Source organism: Phycisphaerae bacterium, from assembly GCA_017999985.1.
Lineage (GTDB): Bacteria > Planctomycetota > Phycisphaerae > UBA1845 > Fen-1342 > JAGNKU01.
This window is the reverse complement of sequence record JAGNKU010000007.1, coordinates 64,783-78,772: the sequence shown is the minus strand read 5'-3', so window position 1 is coordinate 78,772 and position 13,990 is coordinate 64,783. Positions and strand designations below refer to the sequence as shown.

Sequence of the window (13,990 nt, the reverse complement as noted above, 5' to 3'; positions counted from 1 at the left end):
CCGCCAGCCCGTGGCGCGAAGCTTTCTTCGCTTCCGCCGCAGGCGTACAATCGCCCCGCCGGTCGGGCGATCCGGCCGCGGGGCGAGGCTGGCTATGCGTACTCGACGAATTCCGCGCTTCCTTCTGATCGCCGTCTGCACGCTGCCGCTGCTGGCGACCGGCGAATGCATCGCGATCGCCAACCGGTCCATCATCACTGGCTTCTTTAACGTGGTGAACCCGATCATCATCGACGCGGCCCGCGACGCGCTGGGCCTGCCGCCGCTGAATGACACGACCGGCCCCTGACCGCGTCGGACAGCGCGGCGGCGCATACGAGCAACTCCGGCGCCCGCGCCGCCCGGTTGGCCACCGCAGCGCGACCCGTATCTGTCGCGCGGCCCCATCCGCCCGCGTTGCAGTCTCGCTGCACCGTTATTACATTGACGTGCGGATTCCAGTGGTGAACGCGACGCGGCCGAAACGCCGCGCCACAGCCAGGCAGGAGCTGCAAACATGAAACTGGGCGTGATGGGTGCCGGCCTCGGAGCGATGGGTTGGGACAAGGCGCTGGACTACTGCCAGAAGGTGGGGCTCGACGCGATCGAGCTGCCGGTCGGCTGCTTTCCGGGCACGCCGTTCTTCGACCCCGAGGAAGTCGTTAACAGCAAGGCGGCGCAACGGCAGATCATCGCCGATTGCGAGCGCCGCGGGCTCGAGATCGTCGGCCTGGCCGTGCACGGCAACCCGGTGCACCCGGACCGCGCCATCGCCAAGGCCCACGCCCGCGCCCATGACGTCGCCGTACGCCTGGCACCGAAGCTCGGCACCGACGTGGTGATCAACTTCTCCGGCTGCCCCGGCGGCAGCCGCCGGGACGCAACCCCGAACTGGGTCACGTGCCCATGGCCGCCGGACTTCGAGGCCATCCTGCGCTACCAGTGGGAGGACGTGCTGATCCCGTTTTGGTCGCGTAAGAACCAGCAGGCAGCCGACGCGGGCGTGAAGATCGCGTTCGAGGCGCATCCGGGTTTCTGCGTCTACAACCCCGAGACGATCCTGCGGCTGCGGGCAGCGTGCGGCAAGCAGCTCGGCGCCAACCTGGATCCATCGCATTTCTTCTGGCAGGGCATCGACCCGGTCGAGGCGGCGCGCGTACTCGGCGACGCGAAGTGCATCTTCCACGTGCACGGCAAGGACACCGGAATCGATCGACGAAACACGCTCGTCAACGGCGCGCTCGACACGAAGAGCTATGCTGACATCGGCAACCGGAGCTGGGTCTTCCGCACCTGCGGCTACGGCCATGGCGACGAATTCTGGAAGCGCTTCGTCAGCATGCTGAAGCTGAAGGGCTACGACGGCGTCATCAGCATCGAGCACGAAGACTCGCTGATGAGCTTGCAGGAAGGCTTCGAGAAGGCCGTCACCTACCTCCGCTCCGTGCTGATCAAGGAAAAAGCCGGGGCGGCGTGGTGGTTCTAGCGCGCTTGCGCGCGGCCGGGCGGACGGCTGGGACTACGGGCGAGGTCAGGGGGTTTTGTTCGCGCGCGCCTGGATCTGAACAAGCACCGGGCGTTCGTCATCCGCGAACTTCGGCAGCGTGATGATGACCTGTTTGTCTGTGCCAAGAAGCAGCGACGCGTGCTTCTCCACGGTGCGCAGAATCGAGCGACCGACGTCAAACGGGACGTGGCGCATCCGCGTGCAGGCGACCACGCGACCCCGCGCATTCCCCGGAGTTGACTTCGTCTTTCGGGAAGGCTCACGGAAACCCGCTTGACAGACAGTCGCGGCTCGCCGGGGAGCGTGCGCGGTTGCGCCGCCCTGAGCACGAAAAACTCGCCCTCCACGACGAAACAGTACTTCAAAGTTGCCGTATCCCTGGTGTACAATCCCGGTGTTCGTTTGTGCCGCCCGGCGCCGCTTAGGCGGCGTCGGCGATCGGGAGTATCCGCAGGGCGCTGCGGGTAGGAAACCGACCTTACAGTTGATGGAGATACACGGATGGCCAAGCAAACCACCAGGAAGTCCCCCACGGCAGCCAGGAGCACCGCCTCCAAGGCAACCACCAGCACCACCGGCGTGACCAAGAGCCGCACGAAGCCGATGCCGAGCGAAGAGCAGATTCGCGCGCGGGCCTTTGAGATCTTCAAACGGCGTAACGGCGGCCCTGGCGACGCGCACTCCGATTGGCTGCAGGCGGAGCGTGAGTTGCAGGAGGAGCTGTCCCGCTAGCGGCGTGCTCCCGGCGTCAGTGACGCACGCGGCGATGTGCCGCGACCGTCGCGCAGGGGCGGTGTCCATCGGGCCGGATCTCAGCGCTGACTGCGAAGTCGCTGTAGCGATGCGCTCTGTCGCGCCGGTAGTGTGCTGCGCGCACCGTGCCCGGCCGGCACTACGGCGCTTCGACAACGCGCAGCACCGCGTCATCCGTCGCGATGTAGAGCGTGCCCGCCGGCGTGAACGCCACGTCGTTGATCGGCGTCGGCAGGCCCGTCGCGAATTTCTCGGCGACGCCGACCGTCGCCGTGCCTTCCGGGGATAGCGCGACGCTGGCCACGCGGGCAGCCTCGTTCCAGCCGAAGAATAGCCGCAGCAGCAGGCTCGTTCCGTAGCGCGTGCTCGGGTTCACGCCGCCACCCACCAACTGGTGCGTCGATTCCATCATGGGGTCCGCATAGTCGTCGTGCTCGGCGACGAACGCGAGCTCGTCGGGCGTCGTGGCAAAGCCCACGACGAGCGGCCAGCCATAGTTGGTGCCGGATTGCAGGCGGTTGACCTCGTGCAGGCCGTCCTGGCTGCGCTCGATCAGCAAGACATAGCCGCTGTCCGGGTCGAGCGTAAGGCCACGCGGCTCGCGAAAGCCGCGCGCGTAGATCGGTGACGCCGGGTCGGGATTATCGTCCGGGATCGTACCGTCGTCGTTGTACCGCAGCACTTTGCCCCAGTAGAGCTCGTCATCTTGGGCGGCATTGACATCGGTGCCATCGCCGACGGCGACGAGCAGCGTGCGGTCGGCGGCGAACGCGATGCGCCCGCCGATGCGCGTGGTCGCTTCGCCCACGGGGATAGACGCGACGAATGTCTCGCCGCTGGTGCTGATGACGCCCTCGGCCTCATCGACTACGAAATACACAACGCGATGGTCGATGAAGGCCCGCGGGTCGTCGGTGGAGGCACCGGTGTCCGAGCGCGTGTAGAACACGTACACCCGCCGGTTGTCCTGGAACCGCGGGTGCAGGGCGATGCCGAGCAGGCCGCGGTCGCCGGCGGAATTGACCGGCACGCTGGCGAGGGGCTGCGCGGCCAGCACGCCATCCCTCACCACGCGAATGTTGCCGGTGCTCTTTTCCGTGTAGAACACGCGGCCGTCGGCCGCGAAGGCCAGCGCCGTGGGCTGGGCGGCGTCGGCGACCACGTACTCCGCCTGCCAGCCGGCCGCCACGTTGATCGGTTCGGGCCCGTCCGTCGCGGGCACACAGCCGGTTGCACACCAGGTTCCAATCGCGGTCAGGGCCGCCCACTGCACGCAGGTTCCCATTCGTCGCATACTTGTCTCCGTGCCGCCGTCCGGCGGTTGTGTGAACGTGCCGAGATGTTAATGGGCGGCGGGAATGAGCAAAAGGGGCAGCGCGGAAAACGCCGCCGTCACATGTCCCCGGACGGGGGCGCAGCCACCCTGCGGGCCGTGCGACGGCGCCCGCGGCGGCTTTCGGTCGGATGGCGATTTCGCCTAGAATTCCCGGTTGGCGCGAAGGCGCCTGGAGGTACGTGCATGCACGCGGACATGGGTCTAAGCGGGCGCGCGGCGCAGTGGTGCCGCGCGGTGGCATTGGTCTCGCTGTGTGTGGGCGCGCTGGCCCTGGCCGCCGACGGGCCACACTTTGTTGCCGACCGCCCGCTGGACATGCAGCATATCCGACTCGAGTTGGCCATTGACATCCCACGCCGCCACGTGGACGGTCGCGCGATGCTGCGCATGACGCCGCTACGGCGGGTGACCACGGTCAAGCTGGACGCGGTCGACTTCGAGACGCACACGGTGTCATTGTCCGTGGACGGTCAGGCGGCGGTGGCACCGGAGTATGCCAACGACGGCCGGTGCATCGAGATCCTCCTGGAACCGGCCGTTGCGCCCGGCCAGGAGCTGGTCATCACCATCGACTACGCGTTGCAGAGTCCCAAGTCCGGCCTGCACTTCTTCGGGCCGACGGTCGACGATCCTGACGCGCCCTGGCAGGTATGGTCGCAGGGCGAGACCAGCGACAACCGCTACTGGATCCCCTGCTTCGATGAGCCCAACGAACGGCAGAGCACCGAAATCGTGGCCACCGTCGATGCGTCGTGCCAGGTTCTGTCGAACGGGCGGCTGGCCGCGCGACACGCGGCCGGGCAGGATGAGCGCGTGGTTTATCACTGGGTGCAGGAGTCGCCGCACCCGGCGTACCTGATCACGCTGGTGGTTGGGCAATTCCACGTGCATGAAGAACAGTGGCGCAACGTGCCGGTGACCTACTGGGTGCCGCCGGACCGCGCGGCCGACGTGACCGCCACGTTCGACAACACCGTGCGGATGCTGGAGTTCTTCAGCGAGCGCATCGGCGTCAAGTATCCGTGGGACCAGTACGCCCAGGTGTGCTGCTACCAGTTCGGTGGGGGCATGGAAAACACCAGTGCCACGACGCTCGGGGTCGACGCCCTGTGCGATGCCACGACCCGGCTGGACAACGATTCCGATTCACTGATCGCCCATGAGCTGGCTCACCAGTGGTGGGGCGACCTGCTGACCTGCCGCGAGTGGCCGCAGCTCTGGCTCAACGAGGGCTTCGCGACCTATTTCGAAGCGCTGTGGATCGAGCACGATCTGGGTCCGGACGAGTTCGCCCACTGCATGTACCAGAAGGCGCAGGGGGCGCTTGCTGACGGCAAGAATGGGCCGATCGTCGAGCGCTACTACGACAATCCCTGGGACCTCTTCAACGATCGCAGCTACAGCAAGGGCGCCTGCGTCCTGCACATGCTGCGGGCGCAGCTCGGCGACGAGGCCTTCTTCGGCGGGCTGCAGCGTTTCTGCACGGCGTACGCCAACAACAGTGTCGAGACTGCGGACCTGCGCCGCACGCTGGAGGATACGACCGGGCGGACCCTGGGGCGTTTTTTCCACGACTGGACGGAACGCGCCGGCCACCCGGTGGTTGATGTGGCGTGTGACTGGCAGGAGGAAGCGAAGCTGGCCGAAGTCACGGTCCGTCAGACGCAGGTCGCGCCCGACGATCCGCAGAACACGCCGGTTGCGCCGTTCCACTTTCCGCTGACGCTCGAGTTCACGACCGGCGCCGGGCAGGCCCCGGTGACCGTCACGCAGCGAATCACCGAACGCGAACACCGGGTGGCCGTGCCGCTCCCACGGCGCCCGACGATGGTGCGCGTCGACCCGGGCCACACGCTGCTCATGGAACTCACGGAGCACAAGGGGCGCGACCTCTGGATCACGCAGCTTACCGCGGACCCGCACGTGGTCGGGCGGCTGCAGGCCCTACAGCATCTGGTCGCGGAGGAGCGCAGCACGGCGCAGACCGGATCACTCGTGTACCCGGCAAGCCCGGCTCCGGAGGCCGGTCCCGCACCCGCCAGCCTGATTGTCCGGCTGTTGGCCGACGCGCTCCGCAGTGAGAAGTTCTGGGCCGTGCAGTGCGAGATCGCCCGGGCGCTGGGTGAACTCGGTGGCGCCACGGCCCGCGATGCGCTCCTGGAAGTCCTAGCCAGCCCGCATCCACGCGTGCGGGAGACCTGCCTGGAAGCGCTGCGTGCCTTCCCGGACGACGAGGCGGTGATCCAGGCGGTGGGCCGCGTGCTGACGCAGGGCGACTCGAGCGAACGCGTGCTCAGCACCGCCGTCACCACCTACGCGGAGCTGCACGCGCGCGACGAGCTCGCGCTGCTATGCCGGGTGTTGGGGCACGACCGGCAGCGCGCCCCCGTGCAGGAGCGCGTGCTCGAGACGCTCGGCGAACACGCGGACGCCCCCACGCTGAGCGTGCTCGTCGAGTGGACGCAGAGCGGCAAGCCGCGCACCTGCCGCCAGACCGCCCTGGCGGCGGTAGCGCGCGCGACCGCGCGCCTGGCGGAGGTCGGTCCGCTCGAGCCGGATGTCATCGACGCCGTGCTTGGCACCGTCAACACGAATCTGCGCGAAAGCGACGCCCGCCTGCGAAACGCTGCGGCCCACGCACTGGGCGAGCTGGCAGCGCACGCGGGGCCGAGCCGGGGACTGCTGAAGGAAATCGCCGAGGGTGACCCAAGCGAAACCGTCCGCAACACGGCCAAGGAAGCGCTGCAGAACATTCCCGAGTGAGTCCGGCGGGCGCCGCGCTTTGCCGCACGCGGCGGGCTCTTCGGCTGGCGTCAGCCGACACGCAAAAAACGACCCCTATTAGGGAAAACCCTTATCGCTGCGGCTTGGACAGGCGGCCGTCGCACGGTATGTTGCAGTAGCTTCTTCTCACTAGCTGGCGTGAGAGCCGGCGGGGCGGTTCGCCTTTCACCCCGCGAGGGTGTTCTGTGGGCGGCCGCCATTTTTCTGCGCTGCCGCGGTGCGGCTCACCGTTCCGCAGCCCGCTCTGCCAGCCATGCCTGCCAGCGTTCAGTTGCCTGGGCACGCTCGGCCTCCGACGCGGATGACGAGAAGGCGGCTTGCACGCCGGTGATGCGTGCCAGGGCCGCCGCCGCCCGTTCGGCCACAGTCTGCGTCGCTTGCGTGCTCGGGGGACCAGCAGGACCGAGGCTGCGCAGGTCGGAGTCGGACAGGTTCATCGTCGCCAGCCCGGCCAGCACGCGCTGCTCGATTCCCTCGAAGCGCGGTGCGAGTGTGCACGCGCGTCCGTCCGCGAGCAGCCGCAGCAGCGCCGGGGCGCACTCCGCCGTGCCCACCGCTTCGAGCGCGTCGACCAGCGCCGCGCGACAGTCAGGATCAGCCGGCACGCGCGACAGCGCATCCAGCGCCGCCACGGCCGCCGGTGTAGCCAGCCGCTCCAGTGCCAGGCACGCGGCGACGGCGCTGTCCAAATCCCCGGACTCATAGAGTGCGCGCAACGTGGGTACCACGCCGTCGTCGCCATGAACGGCCAGGCCCACCGCGGCCAGCCGCCGCACGTTGCCGTCCGCATCGCGCAACCGTTCGAGCAAACGCGCGCGGCCCCACGCCGTCCGCAGGTAGTGCAGACTCAGCACGCCATACTGACGAACTTCAGGGTCCGCATGTGCCAATAGCGCCGCGATGCCCCAGCGGCCTCCGTCGCCGGCGTTGCACAGCGCGCCGAGATGCAGCCCGCGCTCGGCCGGGTTGGCCGCGTGCGCCACGCGCCAGGCCCAGTAGCGTGCCCGCAGCGGCGTGCGCAGGCTGAGCGCTGCCAGGCACGCCGCCGCCGTGATTGCGATCACGATCAGCGGCAGGCGCGACCGGCGCTGGGAGCGCGCGGGCGTGGACGGCGGTGTGGACACGCGGCGCACTGTACCCGATCTGCAGCGCAAATACCGCGCGTCACGCGTGTTCCGAAACGTGCCGCGCGCGGGCTGCCGTCTGATAACCAGCGCGCGGATTTGCACTCGCATTTTGCCTTGGAAAAGTGCTATGATCGGGGCATCGCTGGTGTGTTGAAATCACTGTCGCTCGGCATGGGGAAGGGAATGAGCTACCACCCATTCGACCTGCTCATGGAGCTCGACACCGACCAGATCCGGCTCGACTGCGCCGCGCTGCACCTCGCGCGCGACGTCTATCCGACGCTCAACATCCGACGTTACCTGGAGCAGCTCGACGCGCTGGCCGCCGCGGTGGCCGACCTCCGCCCGGGACTGAGCGCGAACCTGCGCTACGAGGCGCTGCGCCAGGTCATCGCCGACCAACACGGCCTGATCGGCAACGAAGAACACTACTACGATCCCGCGAACAGCTACCTGAACCACGTGCTCGACACCCGCCGCGGCATCCCGATCAGCCTTTCGATCGTGTGGCTCGAAGTCGGCCGGCGTTTGAAGTGGCCGATGGGCGGCGTGGCACTGCCGGGGCACTTCATCGTCCGGTTCGATGATCGCGAGCGCTTCGTGCTGGCCGACCCGTTCAACGCCGGCCGCACGCTGACCCTCGATGACTGCCAAAACCTCGTCGAACGCAGCTTCGAGGGCAAGGTGCGCTTCTCGCTGGACTACCTGAAGCCCGTGAACACGCGCGGCATCCTGCTCCGGCTGCTGCGCAACCTGCGCAACATCTATCTCACGCACAATGACCTGCCGCGTGTTGCCGACATCCTCCTGCGCATGAGCGCGGTCGAGCCCGGCAACGGCCGGCACCTGCAGGACCTCGCCGCCGTCTGTTGCCGGCGCGGCGACGTGCGCGGCGCCGCCGCTCATCTTGAGCTGTATCTGCACCGCTCGCCCAACGCGCACGACTCAAAGCTCGTTCGCCGCAACTTGCGCCAATTGCATGCGGCCCTGCTGGCATTGAATTGATTCCGCGGCGCACCCCGCGCCGCTAACATACGGCGTGATGCCACACGTCCGTCCTCAGACCGCGTCCGCCGCCCGGTCACAACGCCCCTGGCTGCTCCTGTTGCTCGACGGCGTGGCGTACGAGCGCATGCGCGGCCTTTACGACGCCGGCCACTTCCGCCGCTTCCGCCCCCCCGCCCGGCTCATCTCCGTGTTTCCCACGTTGACCGACCCGGCGTACGACCACCTCTTCGGCACCGGCCCGTCGCCTGGCTACGAGGCCGGCGGCTTCGATCGCCGCCGCAATCGCCGCGCCAACGGCTTTCTACAGTACCTCCGTGGCGCCAACGAAGCCTGGGCGCGGCACGTCGACTACCGGCTCAGCTTCTTCAAAGACGCCGTCATGTACCTGTTGCCGCGCTGGGTTTACCACGCCGAGCTGCGTCGCGCGCGGCAGATCGTGCGACGCTGTCTCGCCGCTGGCCGACACCAGGTCGCCATCTACATCCTCAGCACCGACGGCCTCGGCCACATGCTTACGCCCGCCGCCATCGACCTCGAACTCGTGCGCCTGGAGCGCTGGATCGAAGACGTGCTGGCGGACGCCGGCGTGCCGCTCGACATCGTCATGCTTTCCGACCATGGACTCAGCCGACTGCCCAGCCCGTCGGCCGCGATCCGGCGATTCGACCTGGTCGGCGTGCTCCGCGCTACCGGGTTGCGCGTCACGCGCCGTCTGAGGGGGCCGGGAGACGTCGTCGTGCCACTCTTCGGGCTGCTCGATGCGGCCCGCCTGCACACCGCCGACGCCGCCACCCGCGCGCGGGCGATCGCGGCGCTGCGGGCCCGCCCAGAAATCGAACTCGTTGCGGCCCGTGACGGCGACAGTCTTGCGGTCTACGCCGGGCCGGCCAGCGCCCGCATCCGGTGCTCCGCAACCGGTTCCGGGCCCGCCCGCTACAGTTACGAACCAATTACCGGCGACCCGCTCCAGCTCACCGCCGCCTGCGCCAACCTGCGTGCCGCTGGCCGCATGGACGACGAGGGTTTCGCAGACGGGTCCGCGTGGCTGGCCGCCACGGCCGAAGCGGCTTTCCCCGCGGCTCCCCAGAGGTTGTGGGAAGGTCTTTTCTGCCTTTGTCGGGAACAACCGGACCTCGTGGCGAGTCTGAATGAGTGCTGGTTCGCCGGGAGCGGCCTGCTGAGCCGATTCGTAAGGATGCAGGGCACGCACGGCGGCCTGCACCGTCGCGCGACGGAGACGTTCGCGATGAGCACGAGCCTCAACCTGCCCGAGCCGCTCGACTTGCGAACGCTGGGTGGCTTGTTGCACCGCGAATTCGGCTGGAATCCGACGGCGGATACCAGATAGAATTGCTTACGGGACGGCAGTATCCGGACCTCCCGCGCCGGCCTGTCGGGCGAAGGAGACAGCCATGAGAAAGATCGCATGTCTGGGAATGGCCGTGGGGCTGCTGGCGACGACGGCCTGGGCCCAGAACCCGCCACAGCGACCGGCCGCACGTGCACAAGCCCCGAGCACGCTGCGGCTCCTGAGCGAACGCATCCCCGAGCTGACCTTTCAGGATCTGCCGCTGGACCAGGTCATGGAATGGCTCAGTGAGTTCACGAAGCTGAACATCTCCGTCCGCTGGCAAATGCTCGCGGACGCCGGCATCGAGCGCGATCGTCCCATTAGCATTCAGGCCCGCAACCTGACGGTCTCGCAGGTGCTCTGGCTCATCATGAACGAGGCGGCCGGCTCGGACCTCAAGCTGGCCTACCGCGCCAGTGGCAATCTGCTGATCCTGTCGACGGAGGAGGACCTGAACCGCGAGATGATCACCAAGATCTATGACGTCGCGGACCTGCTCGTCAGCCTGCCGCGCGCGCAGCGCCAGGGGCGTTTCGATGTGACACAAGGCCTGGGTCAGAACACCGGCGTGGGCGGTGGCGGCGGTGGTGGTGGGGCGGCCAGCGGCATGTTCGGCCAGGGCCAGGGCGGCCAATACAACCAGCAGCAAGACCAGCAGAACCAGGACAACGAAGCGACGCTGCAGAACCTGATCGACCTGATTCAGCAGACCATCGAGCCGGATAGCTGGCGCATCAACAACGGCCTGGGCACGATCTTTCCGTTCCAGCGGTCGATCATCGTCCGCAACACGATCATGGTGCACCAGCGCCTGGGCGGCTACCTCTCCGAGGACGAGGTGGGCGGGCGCTGAGTGCCGCTCCGTGCGTGCCGCGCCTGACAGCAAGAGAACGCCGTGCGCGGCCCACATGGCGCTCTGGCCCCGCGTGATGCCACCGCCGCCGGCGTGACGCGGCGCGTTTGCCCGCTTAACATCCGCACAGGATGTCGTGTTTCGCTCAGACGCTCTGTGGTCCCATCGGGCTCCGGCTGGCCGCCGTCAGTGGGCCCGCGGACATTCTCACCGTGTTCCTGTGGTTCGGGCTCGCGGCGCTGTTGGCGCTCATCGGCTGGTGGATCGCGCTGGCCGTCCGGCGCTGGGCTCAGCGGGATGACGCGGTGGTCTCGTTTACGTTCCAGGATCTTCGCGATATGCGCGCTCGCGGCCAGATCAACGACCGCGAGTTCGCCGCCATGCGCGCTGCTCTGCTTGCCCAGTACGACCTCACGGACGATGACCAGGAGTCCGACGACGGCGTGACACCGCCCGGCCCGGACGAGCCGGCCCCGCCGGGAGCACCGGACAACCCGGTTTCCTGATGCGCAACTCTCGCTGGACAGGCGCCTTAGCGATCCGGCGCGCCACGCTGGCCGCCGCGTGTGGGTGCGCCGGTCCGTGAACGTGCCCGGCGGCGCACGGGGCGGCACTTGGACATGCTGTGCTGGCGGGCTAGAATGCCTAATGTCGAGACGCCAATCCCGTCGAGAGGATCATCGGCCGGTAACGCACCGGCAGGCGCGGCACCGGTTGAGGAGGTTGCATGAGCGGCAGTCGTGGGACAACGGGCAATCGCGGGCGCCGATCGAGCGTCTGCAGTTTCTGCGGCAAGAGTCATCGCGACGCCGGCCCGATGGTTGAAGGCGCCGGCGACGTTTTTATCTGCTCGTCCTGCATCGAGCTCTGCCACAACCTGGTGCGCGAGGAGCAGCGCCGGGCCGGCAAGGGCCGCTCGAGCCTGAAGGCCATCCCCAAGCCGCGCGAGCTCTACGACTTCCTGAACCAGTACGTCATCGGCCAGGACCTCGCCAAGCGTGCGATCGCCGTCGCCGTGCATAACCATTACAAGCGCCTCGCCCATTGCGATGCGATGGAAGACGGCGACGTCGAAATCGACAAGAGCAACATCCTGCTGATCGGCCCGACCGGCTGCGGCAAGACCCTGCTCGCCCGGACGCTCGCCCGCGTGCTGAACGTCCCGTTCGCGATCGGCGATGCCACCACGCTCACCGAGGCCGGCTACGTCGGCGAGGACGTGGAGAACATCCTCCTCCGTCTGCTGCAGAACGCGGACTACGACCTCGAGGCCGCGCAGCGCGGCATCGTCTACATCGACGAGATCGACAAGATCGGCAAGACCTGGAACAACGTCTCGATCACGCGCGACGTGTCCGGCGAAGGCGTCCAGCAGGCCCTGCTGAAGATGCTCGAAGGCACAATCAGCAACATTCCGCCGCAGGGCGGCCGCAAGCACCCCGAGCAGCAGTACATCCAGATGGACACGAGCAACATCCTGTTCATCTGCGGTGGCACGTTCGTCGGCCTCGACAAGATCATCGCCAAGCGCCTGGGCCGCAAGAAGATCGGGTTCGTGTCCGAAGGGCGCGACACGGATGATGTCAAGAACCTGGGCAGCGTCCTCGAGCAGGTCGTGCCCGACGACCTCATCGAGTTCGGCATCATTCCCGAGTTCGTGGGTCGCCTGCCGATCATCTGCCCGCTGATGCCGCTCGACGTTTCGGCCCTGGTCGAGATCATGACCGAGCCGAAGAACGCGATCGTCCGGCAGTATCAGAAGCTGTTCGAGTACGAGAACGCCAAGCTCGAATTCACCGCCGAGGCGCTGCACGAGATCGCGACACGGGCGATCGCGCGCGACACTGGCGCCCGCGCCCTCCGCGCGGTCACCGAGGAGTTCATGCTCGATTACATGTTCGAGCTGCCGGAACTCCAGCCTGGTACGACCTACACCGTCACCCCCGAAGTCGTCCGCGGCGAGGCCGACCTGCTCGCCCCCGGCCGCCGGCGGAAGGAATCGGCGTAAGCCACCCGGTCAGCGAAGCCAACCCCCAGAACCCCAAGCGGCAGCGCCGGGTCCGCGCAGCTGGCATCCACAAAGCAGTAACCACCAGGACACCAAGGCACCAAAAACCGCGCTTCACGGATACCACCGCTCACGACGTAGGCGACTCCGCAGCGTCCTGTAGGGCGTTTGCTCTGCGACCCTCTGTGCCCCCCAAGTCTCTGTGGTGCTCAGTCCCCGTCCGCAGGTGGCAGGCGCGGAGCGTCACCCGGCTGGCCCGCGCGGTAGGCGTAGTCCGCGTTGGTCAGAAGCTGGTCAATCGCCGTCGGAATCAACGCCGGATTGTCGAACGCCGCCGCGGGGATCGCGAGGCATTCGCGCGCGTTGCCGAACTCGCGTACCGAGGCGTCGCGGAACAGCACGTTCGCCCGCCGCCCGTTGTGATTCGTGTGATGACTCGCTCCCTCTCCCAGGCTGTTCGTGTCCAGCGCCAGCGCCTCGACCGCGACGCGGACGTCGTCCACGACGTTCGCACCCAGACGGTCGAGCAACCCGTCGGCCGCGTCCGCCGGCAGGTGATCCAGTTGCCGGTAGAGATACGACCCGTACGCATCCGCGTCCGTGCCGACCTTTCCCAGCTCCCTGCCCTGGTTGAAATTGCCGTCCGCCGGGCAGAAGTAGAGGTGCGGCTGCGGGCAGGTCGTGCGCAGCACCACGCCCAGGCCGAGGTACTCGCGCGGGTGCGCCGACGCGCCGGCGCCGATCCAAAGCTGGTTCGTCGCGAGCTGGCTGCTGGCGAAATCGTACGGATGCAGGGGCGCCGGGCCGCGCGGAATGAAGCCGCGGTTGTCCTGCGCGTACAGGTGGATCGCCATGCCGAGCTGGTGCAGGTTGCTGCCGCACGTGGCCAGCTTCGCGGCGGCGCGCGCCGCCCCCAGTGACGGCAGGAGCACGGCGAGCAGGATCGCGATGATCGCCGCCACCACCAGCAGCTCGATGAGCGTGAACCCGCGCCCCGGCGCGCGTGCGTACATCGGCTCTACCGGACGTTGACGACGCCCTTGATCTCGGGCACGCGCTCGCGCAGGTGCCGCTCGACGCCCATCTGCAGGGTCATCGCCGCGTGCGGGCAGCCCGAGCAGGCCCCCTTCAGGCGCACCTGCACCACGCCGTCCTCGATTCCGACGAACTCGATATCGCCGCCGTCCGCCTGGATGTATGGGCGGAAGCTCTCGATCACGGCACGCGTCCGCTCGGCGAGCGACTGGGCATTGGGGGTGGCATCTGCCATGACGATTCATCTCC

Annotated in this window: 14 protein-coding genes; 9 read left to right on the top strand and 5 right to left on the bottom strand. The window is 67.8% G+C overall.

Annotated features, from left to right (window positions below; genetic code table 11):
- Positions 1 to 94 precede the first annotated feature (94 nt).
- Complete coding sequence (locus KA383_10865; protein ID MBP7746625.1) at positions 95 to 289, top strand: hypothetical protein; 195 nt, start codon at positions 95 to 97, stop codon at positions 287 to 289.
- A gap of 207 nt (positions 290 to 496) precedes the next feature.
- Positions 497 to 1,465: a sugar phosphate isomerase/epimerase gene (locus KA383_10860; protein ID MBP7746624.1), complete on the top strand. Its 969-nt coding sequence runs from the start codon at positions 497 to 499 to the stop codon at positions 1,463 to 1,465.
- A 45-nt stretch (positions 1,466 to 1,510) separates the two neighbouring features.
- On the opposite strand, the gene KA383_10855 is transcribed toward KA383_10860, so the two are convergent.
- Positions 1,511 to 1,699: a hypothetical protein gene (locus tag KA383_10855; protein MBP7746623.1), complete on the bottom strand. Its 189-nt coding sequence runs from the start codon at positions 1,697 to 1,699 to the stop codon at positions 1,511 to 1,513.
- Positions 1,700 to 1,987: 288 nt separating this feature from the next.
- On the opposite strand from KA383_10855, the gene KA383_10850 reads away from it, so the two are divergent.
- Entirely contained in the window at positions 1,988 to 2,218 is a 231-nt protein-coding gene (locus KA383_10850; GenBank protein MBP7746622.1) for a DUF2934 domain-containing protein, read from the top strand.
- Between the two features lie 160 nt (positions 2,219 to 2,378).
- On the opposite strand, the gene KA383_10845 is transcribed toward KA383_10850, so the two are convergent.
- Entirely contained in the window at positions 2,379 to 3,533 is a 1,155-nt protein-coding gene (locus tag KA383_10845; GenBank protein ID MBP7746621.1) for a PQQ-dependent sugar dehydrogenase, read from the bottom strand.
- Between the two features lie 225 nt (positions 3,534 to 3,758).
- Between KA383_10845 and KA383_10840 the strand changes: the two genes are divergently transcribed.
- Complete coding sequence (locus KA383_10840; GenBank protein ID MBP7746620.1) at positions 3,759 to 6,338, top strand: HEAT repeat domain-containing protein; 2,580 nt, start codon at positions 3,759 to 3,761, stop codon at positions 6,336 to 6,338.
- A gap of 245 nt (positions 6,339 to 6,583) precedes the next feature.
- On the opposite strand, the gene KA383_10835 is transcribed toward KA383_10840, so the two are convergent.
- Positions 6,584 to 7,483 carry a HEAT repeat domain-containing protein gene (locus KA383_10835; protein MBP7746619.1) on the bottom strand — a complete coding sequence of 300 codons (900 nt, stop codon included), beginning with the start codon at positions 7,481 to 7,483 and terminating at the stop codon, positions 6,584 to 6,586.
- A 186-nt stretch (positions 7,484 to 7,669) separates the two neighbouring features.
- On the opposite strand from KA383_10835, the gene KA383_10830 reads away from it, so the two are divergent.
- The 5 genes from KA383_10830 to clpX all read left to right on the top strand — a co-directional run bounded on the left by KA383_10830 (position 7,670) and on the right by clpX (position 12,706).
- Entirely contained in the window at positions 7,670 to 8,491 is an 822-nt protein-coding gene (locus tag KA383_10830) for a transglutaminase family protein (protein MBP7746618.1), read from the top strand.
- A 37-nt stretch (positions 8,492 to 8,528) separates the two neighbouring features.
- Positions 8,529 to 9,842 (top strand): hypothetical protein, encoded by a 1,314-nt coding sequence (locus tag KA383_10825; protein MBP7746617.1) that lies wholly within the window; start codon positions 8,529 to 8,531, stop codon positions 9,840 to 9,842.
- 64 nt (positions 9,843 to 9,906) lie between these two features.
- A complete protein-coding gene (locus tag KA383_10820; protein MBP7746616.1) occupies positions 9,907 to 10,698 on the top strand; it encodes a hypothetical protein in 792 nt (263 codons plus the stop codon).
- 131 nt (positions 10,699 to 10,829) lie between these two features.
- Positions 10,830 to 11,204 (top strand): SHOCT domain-containing protein, encoded by a 375-nt coding sequence (locus KA383_10815; GenBank protein MBP7746615.1) that lies wholly within the window; start codon positions 10,830 to 10,832, stop codon positions 11,202 to 11,204.
- 221 nt (positions 11,205 to 11,425) lie between these two features.
- Positions 11,426 to 12,706: an ATP-dependent Clp protease ATP-binding subunit ClpX gene (gene clpX / locus KA383_10810; protein ID MBP7746614.1), complete on the top strand. Its 1,281-nt coding sequence runs from the start codon at positions 11,426 to 11,428 to the stop codon at positions 12,704 to 12,706.
- Between the two features lie 209 nt (positions 12,707 to 12,915).
- On the opposite strand, the gene KA383_10805 is transcribed toward clpX, so the two are convergent.
- Both KA383_10805 and KA383_10800 read right to left on the bottom strand, forming a co-directional pair.
- Positions 12,916 to 13,719: a type II secretion system protein gene (locus tag KA383_10805; GenBank protein ID MBP7746613.1), complete on the bottom strand. Its 804-nt coding sequence runs from the start codon at positions 13,717 to 13,719 to the stop codon at positions 12,916 to 12,918.
- 5 nt (positions 13,720 to 13,724) lie between these two features.
- Complete coding sequence (locus tag KA383_10800; protein ID MBP7746612.1) at positions 13,725 to 13,976, bottom strand: NifU family protein; 252 nt, start codon at positions 13,974 to 13,976, stop codon at positions 13,725 to 13,727.
- Between the last annotated feature and the right edge of the window lie 14 nt (positions 13,977 to 13,990).